10 protein-coding genes are annotated in these 13,245 nt (G+C 73.2%); 5 read left to right on the top strand and 5 right to left on the bottom strand.

From position 1 onward, the window contains the following. Positions 1 to 165: 165 nt before the first annotated feature. Both AB0C76_RS37595 and AB0C76_RS37590 read right to left on the bottom strand, forming a co-directional pair. Positions 166 to 1,527: a hypothetical protein gene (locus tag AB0C76_RS37595; RefSeq protein ID WP_359974379.1), complete on the bottom strand. Its 1,362-nt coding sequence runs from the start codon at positions 1,525 to 1,527 to the stop codon at positions 166 to 168. 5 nt (positions 1,528 to 1,532) lie between these two features. Continuing rightward, the gene (locus AB0C76_RS37590) at positions 1,533 to 1,826 is read right to left on the bottom strand and encodes a MoaD/ThiS family protein (protein WP_359974377.1); all 294 of its coding nucleotides are present in this window, start codon (positions 1,824 to 1,826) and stop codon (positions 1,533 to 1,535) included. Positions 1,827 to 2,510: 684 nt separating this feature from the next. On the opposite strand from AB0C76_RS37590, the gene AB0C76_RS37585 reads away from it, so the two are divergent. The 5 genes from AB0C76_RS37585 to AB0C76_RS37565 all read left to right on the top strand — a co-directional run bounded on the left by AB0C76_RS37585 (position 2,511) and on the right by AB0C76_RS37565 (position 8,199). Next, positions 2,511 to 3,242 carry a response regulator transcription factor gene (locus tag AB0C76_RS37585; RefSeq protein ID WP_359974375.1) on the top strand — a complete coding sequence of 244 codons (732 nt, stop codon included), beginning with the start codon at positions 2,511 to 2,513 and terminating at the stop codon, positions 3,240 to 3,242. A 124-nt stretch (positions 3,243 to 3,366) separates the two neighbouring features. Next, complete coding sequence (locus tag AB0C76_RS37580) at positions 3,367 to 4,446, top strand: LacI family DNA-binding transcriptional regulator (RefSeq protein WP_359974373.1); 1,080 nt, start codon at positions 3,367 to 3,369, stop codon at positions 4,444 to 4,446. A 125-nt stretch (positions 4,447 to 4,571) separates the two neighbouring features. Next, positions 4,572 to 5,801 (top strand): trypsin-like peptidase domain-containing protein, encoded by a 1,230-nt coding sequence (locus AB0C76_RS37575; RefSeq protein ID WP_359974371.1) that lies wholly within the window; start codon positions 4,572 to 4,574, stop codon positions 5,799 to 5,801. Positions 5,802 to 5,855: 54 nt separating this feature from the next. After that, positions 5,856 to 6,626 carry a response regulator transcription factor gene (locus tag AB0C76_RS37570; protein WP_359974369.1) on the top strand — a complete coding sequence of 257 codons (771 nt, stop codon included), beginning with the start codon at positions 5,856 to 5,858 and terminating at the stop codon, positions 6,624 to 6,626. A 64-nt stretch (positions 6,627 to 6,690) separates the two neighbouring features. Next, the gene (locus tag AB0C76_RS37565; protein WP_359974368.1) at positions 6,691 to 8,199 is read left to right on the top strand and encodes a HAMP domain-containing sensor histidine kinase; all 1,509 of its coding nucleotides are present in this window, start codon (positions 6,691 to 6,693) and stop codon (positions 8,197 to 8,199) included. Positions 8,200 to 8,268: 69 nt separating this feature from the next. Here the strand turns inward: AB0C76_RS37565 and AB0C76_RS37560 are convergent, their stop codons facing one another. The 3 genes from AB0C76_RS37560 to AB0C76_RS37550 all read right to left on the bottom strand — a co-directional run bounded on the left by AB0C76_RS37560 (position 8,269) and on the right by AB0C76_RS37550 (position 13,239). After that, on the bottom strand, positions 8,269 to 10,068 hold the full coding sequence (locus AB0C76_RS37560) for a bifunctional metallophosphatase/5'-nucleotidase (RefSeq protein WP_359974366.1): 1,800 nt from the start codon (positions 10,066 to 10,068) through the stop codon (positions 8,269 to 8,271). A 193-nt stretch (positions 10,069 to 10,261) separates the two neighbouring features. Next, positions 10,262 to 11,611, bottom strand: a complete 1,350-nt coding sequence (locus AB0C76_RS37555) for an ATP-binding protein (RefSeq protein WP_359974364.1) — start codon at positions 11,609 to 11,611, stop codon at positions 10,262 to 10,264. Between the two features lie 53 nt (positions 11,612 to 11,664). Then, the gene (locus tag AB0C76_RS37550) at positions 11,665 to 13,239 is read right to left on the bottom strand and encodes an SCO6880 family protein (protein ID WP_359974362.1); all 1,575 of its coding nucleotides are present in this window, start codon (positions 13,237 to 13,239) and stop codon (positions 11,665 to 11,667) included. Between the last annotated feature and the right edge of the window lie 6 nt (positions 13,240 to 13,245).

Genomic DNA, 13,245 nt, shown 5'->3' with positions numbered 1-13,245 from the left:
GTGCGTCAGCCGACCTCGTCGGGGCCGGTGAAGCCCGGCGGGGTGTAGCCGGGGGTGGTGAAGTCCGGGCGCTGGGCGGGGACGGCCGGGATCGTCGCGATGACCGTCGGCCTCGTCGGCCCCGGAACCTGGTTCCGGGGCCGGACGTCGTACGGGGGCGCCGGGTCAGGCCAGGAGCCCGGTCGCCAGCCAGATCAGCGGCGCGGCCACGGCCAGCGGCAGCGCCACGCCCGCCGTCATGTGCACGAACCGGGACGGCCAGTCGTACGAAGCGACCCGGCGGCCCACCAGCGCGCCCACGCCCGCCAGGGCGCCGAGCGCGAGCGGCGCGCCCACCACCAGGCCCAGCACCACCGCGGCCACCAGGCCCAGCACCGGGCCCAGCACCTTCGGCCCGGGCAGCGGCGCCGCTGCCAGCAGGGTCGCCAGCGCGACCGCGCCGACCCCGGCCGGGACCCAGTCGGCCACCAGCAGCGCCGTGCAGAGCGCCGTCACCACGGTGGCCGAGCCGAGCACGGTCAGCGCGTAGAACCGCTCCTTCGGGTCCGAAGGGCGGAACGTCTGCAGCACCAGGACCAGCAGGAAGAACCCGCCCAGAGTGCCGACGACGGCCGCGATGCCGCCGTCCGCGCTCGCCAGCAGCACCGCCCCGTCGGCCGTGAAGCCCGCCAGCGCGGCCAGGGCGATGCCCTGCCGGGCCGGCCACATCCCGTTCAGGCGGAACCAGCCGGCCGCCGTCAGCACCTGGAGCAGCGCGACCACGAGGGCCAGCGCCACCTGCCCGAGCGCGGCGCCGCCGGCCAGCAGGGCGGCGACGCCCGCGGTGATCAGCGCGGGCTGGATGCCCGGCTCGATGATCGGCGAGCCGGTGCGGTGGGCGCTCGGCGCGGCGGGCGCCGCGGGCATCCCGGGCTGCGGCGGGACGGCCGGGTGCGGCGCGGTACCGGGCGCCACGGGGGCCACGGGGGCGGCGGGGCCCGCAGGCCGCTTGAGCGTCATGGTCGGCTGGTCGAGGCCGGGCGCCGGAACCGGTGCCTGTGCCTGGGGCGCGGGAACCGGAGCGGGCGCGGCGTGCCGGGGCCCGGCCTGCGGCCGGGACGGCGGATACGGCTGCGCCAGAGGCCGGGGCTGCGGCTGCGGCTGCGGCTGCGGCTGCGCGACGGGCATGGCGCCGGAGACGACCACCGGCGGGAGCAGCGTCGTGGCCGCGGCGTCGTCCTTCGGCGGCACCGGGGGCAGCAGCGTCGTCGCCGCGTCGTCCATCGCGGGGACGGGCGGGAGCAGCGTCGTGGCCGCGGCGTCGTCCATCGGCGGGACGGGCGGCAGCAGGGCCGTCGCGGCGTCGTCCATCGGCGGCTGCACCGGCTGCCCGTACCCCTGGTGGCCGTACTGCTGGTGGTACCCGTGCTGCGGGTGCGGCTGCCGGGGATGCGGTTGCTGCGGATGGCCCTGCTGCGGCTGCTGCGGCGGTCGGGGCTGCTGCCAGCCCCCGTAGCCGCCGTTGTTCGCGTCGTTCGTGTCCGTCACGCCGCTCAGCCTCCCGCGAACGGCGGCAGTACCTCGACCGTTCCGCCCTCGGTGAGGTCGACGGTCGCGTGGTCACGGCCGCCCACCTGGGCGCCGTCCACCAGGTAGGAGCAGTGCCCGAGGAGCAGCACGAGCTTCGGCCGGTCGGCGTGCCGCTCCTTGGCGGCCGCCAGCGCCTCGGCCAGGGTCGCCGCCTCGTACGGCTCCTCGGCCAGTCCGGCCTCGGACTTCGCGGCCGCCCAGTAGCGGATCGTCCCGCGCACCCGGGCGCCGCTCGCGGGCTCGGTGGTCGCGCCCATGGCAACCCCTTCTCGTCGTCCTCGCCCGGCCCGGTGCCCCGGTCCGGCTCGCCACCGGGGGCGGCCGTCCGACCACCCGAAAGGTGGACGTGCGCGGCGCCGCCGATGTGCGTCCCATGATGGCGTGTCCGCCGCCGCGACCGGCAATCGCCCTGGCCGGACGGACCCGGAGCACCACTCGAAGCCGTGACCAGGCTCACCCGGCGCGCGCCCGGATTGGGCGAACCGCCGGATTCGGGCCCTCCCGGCGCGAAGGCCGGTCGGCTATTCTCGACCTCCAAGAGGGATCCGGGCAGAGTCGCCCCCGGGTCCTTTCGTGCTTTCAGGACGCCAGTACGGACGTTCTTGCGAATCGTCGGCCCACCCCCGGCGGTGCGCGGGAACCGCCCCGCCTCTCGCGGCACGACGACGTGCCCCGTCCGGCCGGGGTGACGCCACCCCGGTTCCGGGCCGCCGCCCGGCCCGGGACCACGACCGGAGGGTTCGCGGGATGAGCAGGGCAGAAACGGTGCGCCAGGGGTTGCGGGACCCCCGGCCTGTGCGCCGTCGCGCCGTGCACGCCGGCCTGTCCTCCGGTGTGCTCCGGGCGTCCGAACCCTTCCCCCAACCCTCAGCACGTGCGCCATCCGGCTGTGGCGGCAGCCGTGAAGCGACCGCGACGACCCGGAAAGGGGACCACCGGGTATGAGTTCTCTCCTCCTCCTCACCAACGCACTGCAGCCCTCCGCGGAGGTGCTGCCGGCGCTCGGCCTGCTGCTGCACAACGTCAGGGTGGCGCCCGCCGAGGGCTCCGCCCTGGTGGACACCCCCAGCGCCGACGTCATCCTGGTCGACGGCCGGCGGGACCTGCCGCAGATCCGCAGCCTCTGCCAGCTGCTGCGCTCCACCGGCATCGGCTGCCCGCTGATCCTCGTGGTCACCGAGGGCGGCCTGGCCGCCGTGACCGCCGAGTGGGGCGTCGACGACGTCCTGCTGGACACCGCGGGCCCGGCCGAGGTCGAGGCCCGGCTGCGGCTCGCGCTCGGCCGGCTCCAGGTCGTCGCCGACGACAGCCCGATGGAGATCCGCAACGGCGACCTCTCGGTCGACGAGGCCACCTACTCCGCGAAGCTCAAGGGCCGCGCGCTCGACCTGACCTTCAAGGAGTTCGAGCTGCTCAAGTACCTCGCCCAGCACCCCGGCCGGGTCTTCACCCGGGCGCAGCTGCTGCAGGAGGTCTGGGGCTACGACTACTTCGGCGGCACCCGGACGGTGGACGTGCACGTCCGGCGCCTGCGCGCCAAGCTCGGCGTCGAGCACGAGCAGCTGATCGGCACCGTGCGCAACGTCGGCTACCGCTTCGTCGTCCCGGAGAAGCCCGAGAAGGGGGAGCGCCCGGAGCTCGCCCCGCGCCCCTCGGCGCCGCTGGAGGCGTGACGCGCGCCGGGCGGGGCGATCCCCGCCCGGCTTGTCCGGTTCGCCCCCGCGCAGCCCCCCGTCCACCTGCCGGAAGCCCCAGGTCCCACTGCCGACGCCGGCGCCACACGCGTAGACTTCCCCCGTGGCCAAAGTGACGCGCGACGATGTAGCCCGACTGGCTGGTACCTCGACCGCGGTCGTCAGCTACGTGATCAACAACGGGCCGCGCCCGGTCGCGCCCGCCACCAAGGAGAAGGTCCTCGCGGCGATCGAGCAGCTCGGCTACCGGCCGAACAGCGTCGCCCAGGCGATGGCCTCCCGCCGCACCAACCTGATCGGCATGGTCGTCCCGGACGCCCGCCAGCCGTTCTTCGCCGAGATGGCGCACGCCGTGGAACGGGCCGCCTCCGAGCGCGGCAAGCTCGTGCTGATCGGCAACTCCGACTACGTGGACGACCGCGAGGTGCACTACGTCCGCGCCTTCCTCGGCATGCGCGTCTCCGGGCTGATCCTGGTCAGCCAGGGCCCGTCGCAGCGCGCCGCCGAGGAGTTCGCCGCGATGGAGGGCGCGAAGGTGGTGCTGCTGCACCGCCGCCCCGAGGCGATCGACGACGTCGCGGTGGTCACCGACGACGTGGGCGGCGCCGAGGCCGTCGTGCGCCACCTGCTGGAGGTGCACGGGCACCCGTACGTGGCCTGCTTCGGCGGTCCGGTCGACTCCCCCGCGCCCGGCGACCCGGTCATCGACCACGTCGAGGGCTGGCAGCGGGCCATGGACGCGCACGGCCTGCCCACCGAGCCGCACCTGATCGACGCGCCGTTCCACCGCTACGGCGCGTACGAGGTCGCGCTCGGCGTGCTGCGCTCGGCCGACCGGCCACCGGCGATCTTCTGCTCCACCGACGACCAGGCGATCGGCGTGCTCCGGGCCGCCCGCGAGGTCGGCCTGAAGGTCCCGGAGGACCTCGCGGTGGCCGGCTTCGACGACGTCCCCGAGGCCGCTCTCGCCGACCCGCCGCTGACCACCGTCGCCTCCGACCGGGACGCGATGGCGCGCGCCGCCGTCGACCTGGTCCTGGACGACTCGCTGATGGTGCCCGGCTCGGACACCGAGCGGGTCCGCAAGTTCCCGTCCCGCCTGGTGGTCCGGCGTTCCTGCGGCTGCGACGGAGCGGCACCGGGCGCCCAGAGCGTCCAGAGCGCCCCGACGGAAGCGGAATAGCCTATTCCGCTCCGGCCGCCGCCACGCACCGCCTGACCAGGCTTTATGAGAAGTCAACGGGCTTCTCGGCCCCTTCTGAGACCGCTTTCATCCGATCCTCATCCGCCGGGCGGACGTTGTTCGGCATGAGCGATCAGCAGCGCAGCGAGCAGCAGTACGGGTGGACCGGACAGTACGGCGAGCAGCACGGCGCGCAGCACGGCGAGCAGCCGTCCGCGCAACCGCACGCGCCGCACGAGCACCGCGTCATCGAGGGCACCGTCCTCGGCAGCAGCACGGACGGCACCGTCGGCACCGGCGCCCCCGGGTACGGCTACCGCGAGGACCACTCCGGCGGCGGCTTCGACAGCCCGCTCCCGCCGCCGCCCCTGCCCCCCACCCCGCCGTCCGCCGGCTGGCCCGGCAGCCCCGAGGGGCCGGAAGGACCCCGGGGCCACGGCGGCCGGGCCCGGCGCGGGATGCTGCGCGGCCGGCTGGTCCTGGTCACCGCCGTCGCCGCGATCGCCGCCGTCCTCGGCGGGGTCACCGGCGGGGTCATCGCCTCCCAGGAGCGCACCTCCGACACCCGCAGCACCACCATCGCCAGCCCGGTCTCCGCCCGCACCGACGGCAGCGCCGACGTCGCCGCCATTGCGGCCGCCGTCTCGCCGAGCGTCGTCCAGATCACCGTCAAGGCGCCCAACGGCACCGCCACCGGCACCGGCGTGGTCCTCGGCAAGAACGGGCAGATCCTCACCAACTTCCACGTGATCTCAGGCGCGGTGGACAGCGGCGGCCAGATCACGGTCACCTTCAAGGACGGGTCGACCGCGCAGGCCACCGTCACCGGCACCGACAAGTCCCTGGACGTCGCGGTGATCACCGCGAGCGGCGCCAAGAACCTCACCCCGGCCGCCCTCGGCGACTCCTCCGCCGTCGCCGTCGGAGACCCGGTCGTCGCCATCGGCAACCCGGACGGCCTCACCGGCACCGTCACCTCCGGCATCATCAGCGCCGAGAACCGCGAGGTCACCGTCCAGGTCGACGAGGGTTCCACCGGCGGCAACGGCGGCTACGGCTTCCCGTTCATGCCCGGCCTGCGCGGCTCGCAGCAGCAGCCGAGCGGCAGCGGCACCACCACCTACAAGGCCTTCCAGACCGACGCCGCCCTCAACCCCGGCAACTCCGGCGGCCCGTTGATCAACGCGAACGGCCAGGTCATCGGCATCAACTCGGCCATGTACTCGCCCAGCGGCACCGGCTCCACCGCGAGCGGCGGCAGCAACTCGCCCGGCAGCGTCGGCCTCGGCTTCGCCATCCCGATCAACGACATCAAGCAGGTCCTGCCGAAACTGCAGGCGGGCCAGAACGTGTAAGACGGACAATTACTCCGAGCAGGCCCCCCACACGACGAGAAAGGGCAACGGCCCATGACCCCGTCCGCCGACGACCGCACCTCCGCCGAGTCCGGCCACACCTCGGCCAGGCTCCTCGTGGTCGACGACGAACCCGCGCTCCGGGACGCCCTGGAGAGCAGCCTCGCCTTCGAGGGATACGAGGTCGCCACGGCCACCGACGGCTACGAGGCACTCGAATCCGTCGAACGCGACCGGCCCGACCTCGTCCTGCTGGACATCATGATGCCCCGGATGGACGGCCTCACCGCCGTCCGCCGGATGCGCTCGCGCGGCGACACCGTCCCGGTGCTGATGCTCACCGCCAGGGACGCCGTCGGCGACCGCGTCACCGGGCTGGACGTCGGCGCCGACGACTACCTCGCCAAGCCCTTCGAGCTCGACGAGCTCCTCGCCAGGGTCCGCGCCCTGCTGCGCCGCAACGCCCTCGCCACCGAGGCCGCGGCCCGGGCGGCGGCCGAGGACGAGAGCGAGGTGCTGGCCTTCGGCGACCTGCGGATGAACACCGCCACCCGCGAGGTCACCCGGGCCGGCCGGTCCGTCGAACTGACCCGCACCGAGTTCATGCTCCTGGAGATGTTCCTGTCCCACCCCCGACAGGTCCTCACCCGCGAGCAGATCCTCAAGGCGGTCTGGGGCTTCGACTTCGAGCCCTCCTCCAACTCCCTGGACGTCTACGTCATGTACCTGCGCCGCAAGACCGAGCAGGGCGGCATGCCGAGGATCATCCAGACCGTACGCGGCGTCGGCTACGCCCTGCGCCCCGCGGCCGGCGCCAGCGCGTGAGCGAGCGAGCCATCAATAGGTGCGCATGGGCGAATGCCCCTGCCGAGCGAAGCGAGGCGGGCGCGTGAGCGAGCGAGCCATCAGCAGGAGCCCCGTCCCTCCCCCGCCCCTCGCGCCCCCGCGCCCGTCCCCGGTCCAGCGCCTCGTGCACTGGTTCCGCTCCCGCTCGCTGCGCAGCCGCCTCACCTTCCTGAGCGCGGCCGCGGTGGCGGTGGCCATCGCGCTGTCGGCGCTGGCGTGCTGGTTCATCGTCGAGAAGCAGCTCTACGGCCAGGTGCGGACGGACCTCGCGAGCGCGCCGCTCCCGCTGCCTCCCCGGGGACAGAGCCTGCCCTGCTACGAGACCCCGCAGGCGGCCCTGCAGGCGCAGCCGCGGAGCGTCGCGCCGGAGAACGGCACCTCCGTCGCCCGGGACACCCAGTACGTCGTCAAGGACCCGACGGCGGTCTGCCTGCCCCCGGCCGCGACCAAGGCGATCGTGCTCAGGCCGAGCGACTCCGCGGTGTTCCAACTCCGGCCCGGCCAGTCCGTCATCCGGGACGGCCACTTCACCGACGGCACCCCGGCGCTCGTCCGCGTCTCGCTGACCCACTTCGGACCGCAGCCCGCCCTGCTGATGGTCGCCAGCCCGACCCAGTCGGTCGAGGAGTCCCTCCAGGGCCTCGCCTTCCTGCTCGGCGCCGTCTCCGTGGGCGGCATCCTCCTCGCCGCCGTCGCCGGCCGGATCGTCGCCCGCTCCTCGCTCAAGCCGGTCCACCGGCTCACCGACGCCGTCGAGCACATCGCCCGCACCGAGGAGGTCGGCACGACCATCCCGGTCCACGGCGACGACGAGATCGCCCGCCTCTCCACCTCGTTCAACTCCATGAGCACCGCCCTCGCCAACTCCCGCGAGCGGCAGACCCGGCTGATAGCGGACGCCGGACACGAGCTCCGCACACCCCTCACGTCGCTGCGCACCAACGTCGACCTGCTGATCCGCAGCGACGACACGGGCCGCCCGCTCCCACCCGCCACGAAGAGCAAGCTGCTGGGCAACATGAAGGCCCAGATGCAGGAGCTGACCGTCCTCATCCAGGACCTGCTCCAGCTCTCCCGCCCCGACTCGCCGAAGCCAGGGCAGAACCTCGCCGTGGTCGCCCTGCACGAGATCGCCCAACGGGCCGTCGAGCGGGCCGAGTTGCGCGGCCCCGGGCTGGTCTTCGACACCGCCGCCGAGCCCTGGTTCGTCCACGGCGACGCCTTCGCCCTCGAACGGGCCGTGATCAACCTGCTGGACAACGCGGTCAAGTACAGCCCGCCCGGCGGCACGATCGAGGTCCGGCTCAAGCAGGGCGTGCTGACCGTCCGCGACCACGGCCCCGGCATCCCGGCCGACGAGCTGAAGTACGTGTTCGACCGCTTCTGGCGCTCCCCCTCCTCGCGCCAGCTCCCGGGCTCCGGCCTCGGGCTGTCGATCGTCGCGCAGAGCGTCCGGGACGCCGGCGGCGAGGTCTCGCTCGGCCCGGCCGGGGACGGCGGGCCGGGTGCCCTGGCCACCGTCCGCCTGCCCGGCGGCCCCACCGCCGAGTAGCCCCCGGACACGAAGGAGGACGGGCGGGGCGCCCCGACAGCGCCCCGCCCGTCCCCGTCCGGCTCACGGTCAGTCGACGTCGGCGCCCGGGCCGATGACCTTGATCCGGTCCTGCGCCGGAGCCTTCAGCGGCGCGGACGCCGAGCTGTGGGCGCTCAGGTAGGCCACGAAGACGTCCAGGTCCGAGGCGCCGACGAGCTTGTCGGTGCCGGCCCCCAGTGCCGGGAAGCCGTCGCCACCCGCCGCCAGGAACTCGTTCGCGGCGACCCGGTACTTGGCGGCCGGGTCGATCGGCGCGCCGTTGAGCCGGACGGAGTCGACGACGACCCGGTCGGCCCCGGTCCTGCGCATGTCCAGGGTGTAGCTCAGGCCCTTGGACGCCTGCAGGATCTTCGGCGCGGCGGCGTTGCTCCCGCTGACCTGCTGCTGGAGCAGCTGCACCAGCTGGGCGCCGGTCAGCGTCTTGACCTGCATCATGTTGGTGAACGGCTGGACGGTGAACGCCTTGCCGTACGTCACGACGCCGTCGCCCTCGCTGCCGGCCGCCTTGTAGACCAGGTCGGACCGGATGCCGCCGGGGTTCATGAACGCCACCTGCGCCCCGCCCTTGTCGGCCGGCGCGAGGCCCTCCAGCTGCGCGTCCGCGATCAGGTCGCCGAGCGGCTTCTCCAGGTCGCCGCTGCCGCGGCCGTTGATGTCCGAGGCGATGTAGCCGACCGGACGGTTGGCGATCGGCGCGGCCAGCTTGGAGTAGCGGGCGATCAGCTCGCTCATGTCCTCGGCCTTGGGCAGCGTGCGCCGCACGACGTGGTTCTCGGCCTTCACCGACGGCCGCACGATGGTGCCGGTGGTCTTGTCGAGCTTCAGGTCGATCTCGGTGAAGAGCCGGCCGAACGAGGCGGCGCTGGTCACCGAGCGCGGCACGCCGTTCGGGTCCGGGATCATGCACGCGTACGCGTTGTGGGTGTGGCCGGTGACGATGGCGCCGACCGCGGGGTCGATGTTCCGCGAGATGTCGACGATCGGGCCGGAGACGCCCTGCCCGGCCGCGCCGCAGTCGTAGTTGTAGACGCTGCTGGCCGGGTAGCCGCCCTCGTGGATCAGCGCGACGATCGAGTTGACGCCCTGGGCCTTGAGCTCGGCGGCGTACTTGTTGATCGTGGTGACCTCGTTGCCGAACTTCAGGCCCTTGACGCCCGCCGCCGTCACGATGTTCGGCGTGCCCTCCAGGGTGACGCCGATGAAGCCGACCTTCACGCCCTGCGACTTCGTCACCCAGTACGGCGGCAGCAGCGGCTCGCCGGTGTTCTCGTCGGTGACGTTGGCGGACAGGTAGTTGAAGTTGGCGCCGCGGAACGTGCGGCCCTTCTCGTAGCAGCCGTCGACCGGGTGGCAGCCGCCGTTCTGCAGCCGCAGCAGTTCCTGCGCACCGTGGTCGAACTCGTGGTTGCCGACCGACGTGACGTCCAGGCCGAGCTTGTCCATCGCCTCGATGGTCGGCTCGTCGTGGAACAGCGCCGAGGCGAGCGGGCTGGCCCCGACGATGTCGCCGGCCGCGACGGTGATCGAGTCGTCGGCCGCCTCGCGCGCCTGACGCAGCGCCGTGGCCAGGTACTCGACGCCGCCGGCCGGGGTGCTGACCTGCTGGCCGGTCGCCGGGTCGATCTCCCGGATCGTGCCGGCCGAGCCCGCCGGGGGCTCCAGGTTGCCGTGGAAGTCGTTGATCGCCAGCAGCTGGAGGTTGACGGTCTTGTGCCGCCGGGAGTTCGCGTCGGCGGCCTGGGCGGCCGTCGGCACGGCCACCGAGCCGAGCAGTCCGGCCGCGGCGACCACGGCGAGCGCCGCGCGTCGCGATCTGAGGGTGAGCATGAGGAGGTCCCCTGCGCCTAGGAGCGCCCGGCCGCGGAACCGGCGCAGGCGCGCGTGGATGTGGGTGTGCGCGAACTGCAGCCTATGGTCAACGCGCGTAGCTGTCAGGTTTTCTGACGTAACGACCGGGTTACTCGTCGACGAACCGTCGGGAACCGACCGGTGTCGGTCCCCGCCTCGGGGCCGGCCGGGGTCACACCCCGGGCTCGGCCGCCAACTGCCGCTCGGCACGCTCGCGTTCGGCCACCGCGTCCTCCGTCATGGCGCGGTCGGTGTAGACCAGCGGACGCTCGGAATCGGTGATGATGTGCTTGACCACCTGGACGTTCCCGTTGACGTCCCAGACCGCGATGCCCGGCGACAGCGTCGGGATGATCTCCACCGCCCAGCGCGGCAGCCCCAGCACCCGGCCGGTGGCCCGCGCCTCCTCGGCCTTCTGCATGTAGATCGTCCGGGTGGAGGCCATCTTCAGGATCGCCGAGGCCTCCTTCGCCGCCGCGCCGTCCACGACGTCCGACAGGTGGTGCACCACCGCGACGAAGGACAGGCCGAGTCGGCGGCCGAACTTCAACAGGCGCTGGAACAGCTGGGCCACGAAGGGGCTGTTGATGATGTGCCAGGCCTCCTCGACCAGGAAGATCCGCTTCTTCCGGTCCGGCCTGATCCAGGTGTGCTCCAGCCACACGCCGACGATCGCCATCAGGATCGGCATCGCGATGGAGTTGCGGTCGATGTGCGAGAGGTCGAAGACGATCAGCGGCGCGTCCAGGTCGATGCCGTCGGTGGTCGAGCCGTCGAACATGCCGCGCAGGTCGCCGTCGACCAGCCGGTCCAGCACCAGCGCCACGTCCAGACCCCAGCGCTGCACCTCGTCCACCGCGACGCCGAGCGACTCCACCGACGACAGGTCGGGGTTGCGCAGCGTGTCGATGATGTCGTCCAGGACCGGCTGGCGGTCCTTCACCGTGGCCACCACGTGGGCGTGCGCGGCCTTCAGCGCGAAGCCCGCCCGCTCCTCCAGGCCGCGCCCCATCGCCACCTCGACGATGGTGCGCAGCAGCGACAGCTGACCGGTCTGGGTGATCGCCGGGTCCAGCGGGTTGAGCTTCACGCCGCCGTCCCGGGCCGCCATCGGGTCCAGGCGGATCGACTTTATGCCGAGCGCGTTGGCGATCAGGTTCCACTCGCCGACGCCGTCCTCGCCCTGCGCGTCCAGCACCACCACCTGCCGGTCGCGGAACCTCAACTGCCGCAGGACGTACGTCTTCTCCAGCGCCGACTTGCCGTTGCCGGACTCCCCCAGCACCAGCCAGTGCGGCGCCGGCAGCTGCTGCCCGTACAGCTGGAAGGGGTCGTAGACGTACCCCTTGCCGCTGTACACCTCACGCCCGATGATCACGCCCGAGTCGCCCAGTCCCGGCGCCGCGGTGGGCAGGTAGACCGCCTGCGCCTGGCCGGTCGAGGTACGCACGGGCAACCGGGTGGTCTCCACCTTGCCGAACATCAGGCTGGTGAACGCGTCGGTGAGGTTGCCGAGCGCCATGGACGGCCTCCTGGGGGGTGGAAGGGCTCAGTGGGTGGACGGGCGCGGGCGGCTCAGCGGCGGATGCCGGTGGCGAACGGCAGCGTGTTGACGAAGGCGCGGTGGTGCTCGCGGTCGCACCACTCCAGCTTGAGGTAGCTCTTGCCGGCCGACGCCCGGATGGTCCGCTTGTCGCGGGCCAGCGCCTCGGGGCTGCGCGAGGACACCGTGATGTACCCGACCAGGTTGACCCCGGCCGCGCCGGAGGCCAGGTCGTCACCGCGCTGGTCCACCCGGCCGGTGTGGGCCAGGTCGCGCGGGTCGACCGTGCGGTTCATCTTGGCCGCGCGGCTCGCCTCCGCCTCGTCGTTGGTCTTCTCCGTCAGCATCCGCTCGATCGCGACGTCGGTCGGCTCCAGGTCCATCGTCACGGCGACCGTCCGGATCACGTCCGGGGTGTGCACCAGCAGCGGCGCGAGGAAGTTGACACCCACCGGGGTGAGCGGCCACTCCTTGACCCACGCGGTGGCGTGGCACCACGGCTCCCGGGTCGTCGACTCGCGGGTCTTCGCCTGCAGGTACTGCGGGTGGGTCGCGTCCAGCTCGGCCGGCCACGCGTTGCGCCGGGACATCGCCTGGATGTGGTCGATCGGGTGGTCCGGGTCGTACATCGAGTGCAGCAGCGAGGAGAGCCGGGCCTGGCCCAGCGGCTGGCGCACCCGGATGTCCGCCTCCGCGAGCCGGGCGCAGATGTCGGTCAGCTCGCGCGCCATCACCGCCGCCAGGCCCTCGTCGTCCCGGGCCCGCCCGCCAGTCGCCGTCCGGCCCATCGCGTGCGCCTCGGCCGCGAGGTCGCGGGTGTAGTGCATGCAGGCCACCAGGTACGCGCGGTGCTGCTCCGAGGAGGTCGACACCATCGACTGCAGCTGGTCGTACGACTCCTGCAGCCAGCGCGGCGCGTCGTGGTCACCGCGCCGCTCGACGTCCTTGGCGTGCGCGTCCGGGTCGGCCGGCAGCGTCCGGGCCAGGATCTGCAGCCGCGTCACGAAGCCGTCCCCGTTGGCGACGTGCTTCAGCAGCGTGCCGAACCGGTCGACCAGCGCCTCCTGGTCCTCCGAGTCGCGCAGGCCCACGCCCGGGCCCTCGATCTCGATCGCGGCCGTCACCGTGCGCCGCTCCAGGTGCATCAGCACCCCGACCTCGTCCGGCCCGAACGGCGCCGTCAGCCAGCGCAGCCGCCCCACCCCCGGCGGCGGACCGACCTCCACCTCCCGGCCGTCCAGCCGGGTGCCGGCGTCCATCACGTCCGAACGCCACACCGCGCGGCCGCTGCGGACCGTCCGCCGGTAGGTGCGGTTGATCTCCGCCCACCGGTAGAACGTCCGCTTGCGGTACGGCACGTAGACCGCCGCGATGGCCAGCGCGGGCAGGCCGACCAGGCCGCCGATGCGCAGCGGCAGGACCGGCATCATCAGGCCCCAGAGCATCCCGAGGAACGCCCCGAAGATGATCAGCAGGATCTCGCCCGTCTCCCGGTTGCGGCCGATCGGCGCGTTCGGGCGGGCCTTGCCGATCAGGTAGGTGCGGCGCTGGTGCACGTACGGCTGGGCGTACTGGGCACCGTAATGGCCGAGCGGTTCACTGCTCACTTACCC

It is taken from the genome of Kitasatospora sp. NPDC048722 (genome assembly GCF_040650235.1).
Classification (GTDB): Bacteria; Actinomycetota; Actinomycetes; order Streptomycetales; family Streptomycetaceae; genus Kitasatospora.
This window is presented reverse-complemented; position numbering and strand designations above follow the sequence as displayed.

What these genes read in the sequence shown, in the direction of transcription:
- AB0C76_RS37590 (WP_359974377.1), bottom strand. Translation starts at nt 1,826, where the DNA reads ATGGGCGCGACCACCGAGCCCGCGAGCGGCGCCCGGGTGCGCGGGACG.
- AB0C76_RS37585 (WP_359974375.1), top strand. Translation starts at nt 2,511, where the DNA reads ATGAGTTCTCTCCTCCTCCTCACCAACGCACTGCAGCCCTCCGCGGAG.
- AB0C76_RS37575 (WP_359974371.1), top strand. Translation starts at nt 4,572, where the DNA reads ATGAGCGATCAGCAGCGCAGCGAGCAGCAGTACGGGTGGACCGGACAG.
- AB0C76_RS37570 (WP_359974369.1), top strand. Translation starts at nt 5,856, where the DNA reads ATGACCCCGTCCGCCGACGACCGCACCTCCGCCGAGTCCGGCCACACC.
- AB0C76_RS37560 (WP_359974366.1), bottom strand. Translation starts at nt 10,068, where the DNA reads ATGCTCACCCTCAGATCGCGACGCGCGGCGCTCGCCGTGGTCGCCGCG.
- AB0C76_RS37555 (WP_359974364.1), bottom strand. Translation starts at nt 11,611, where the DNA reads ATGGCGCTCGGCAACCTCACCGACGCGTTCACCAGCCTGATGTTCGGC.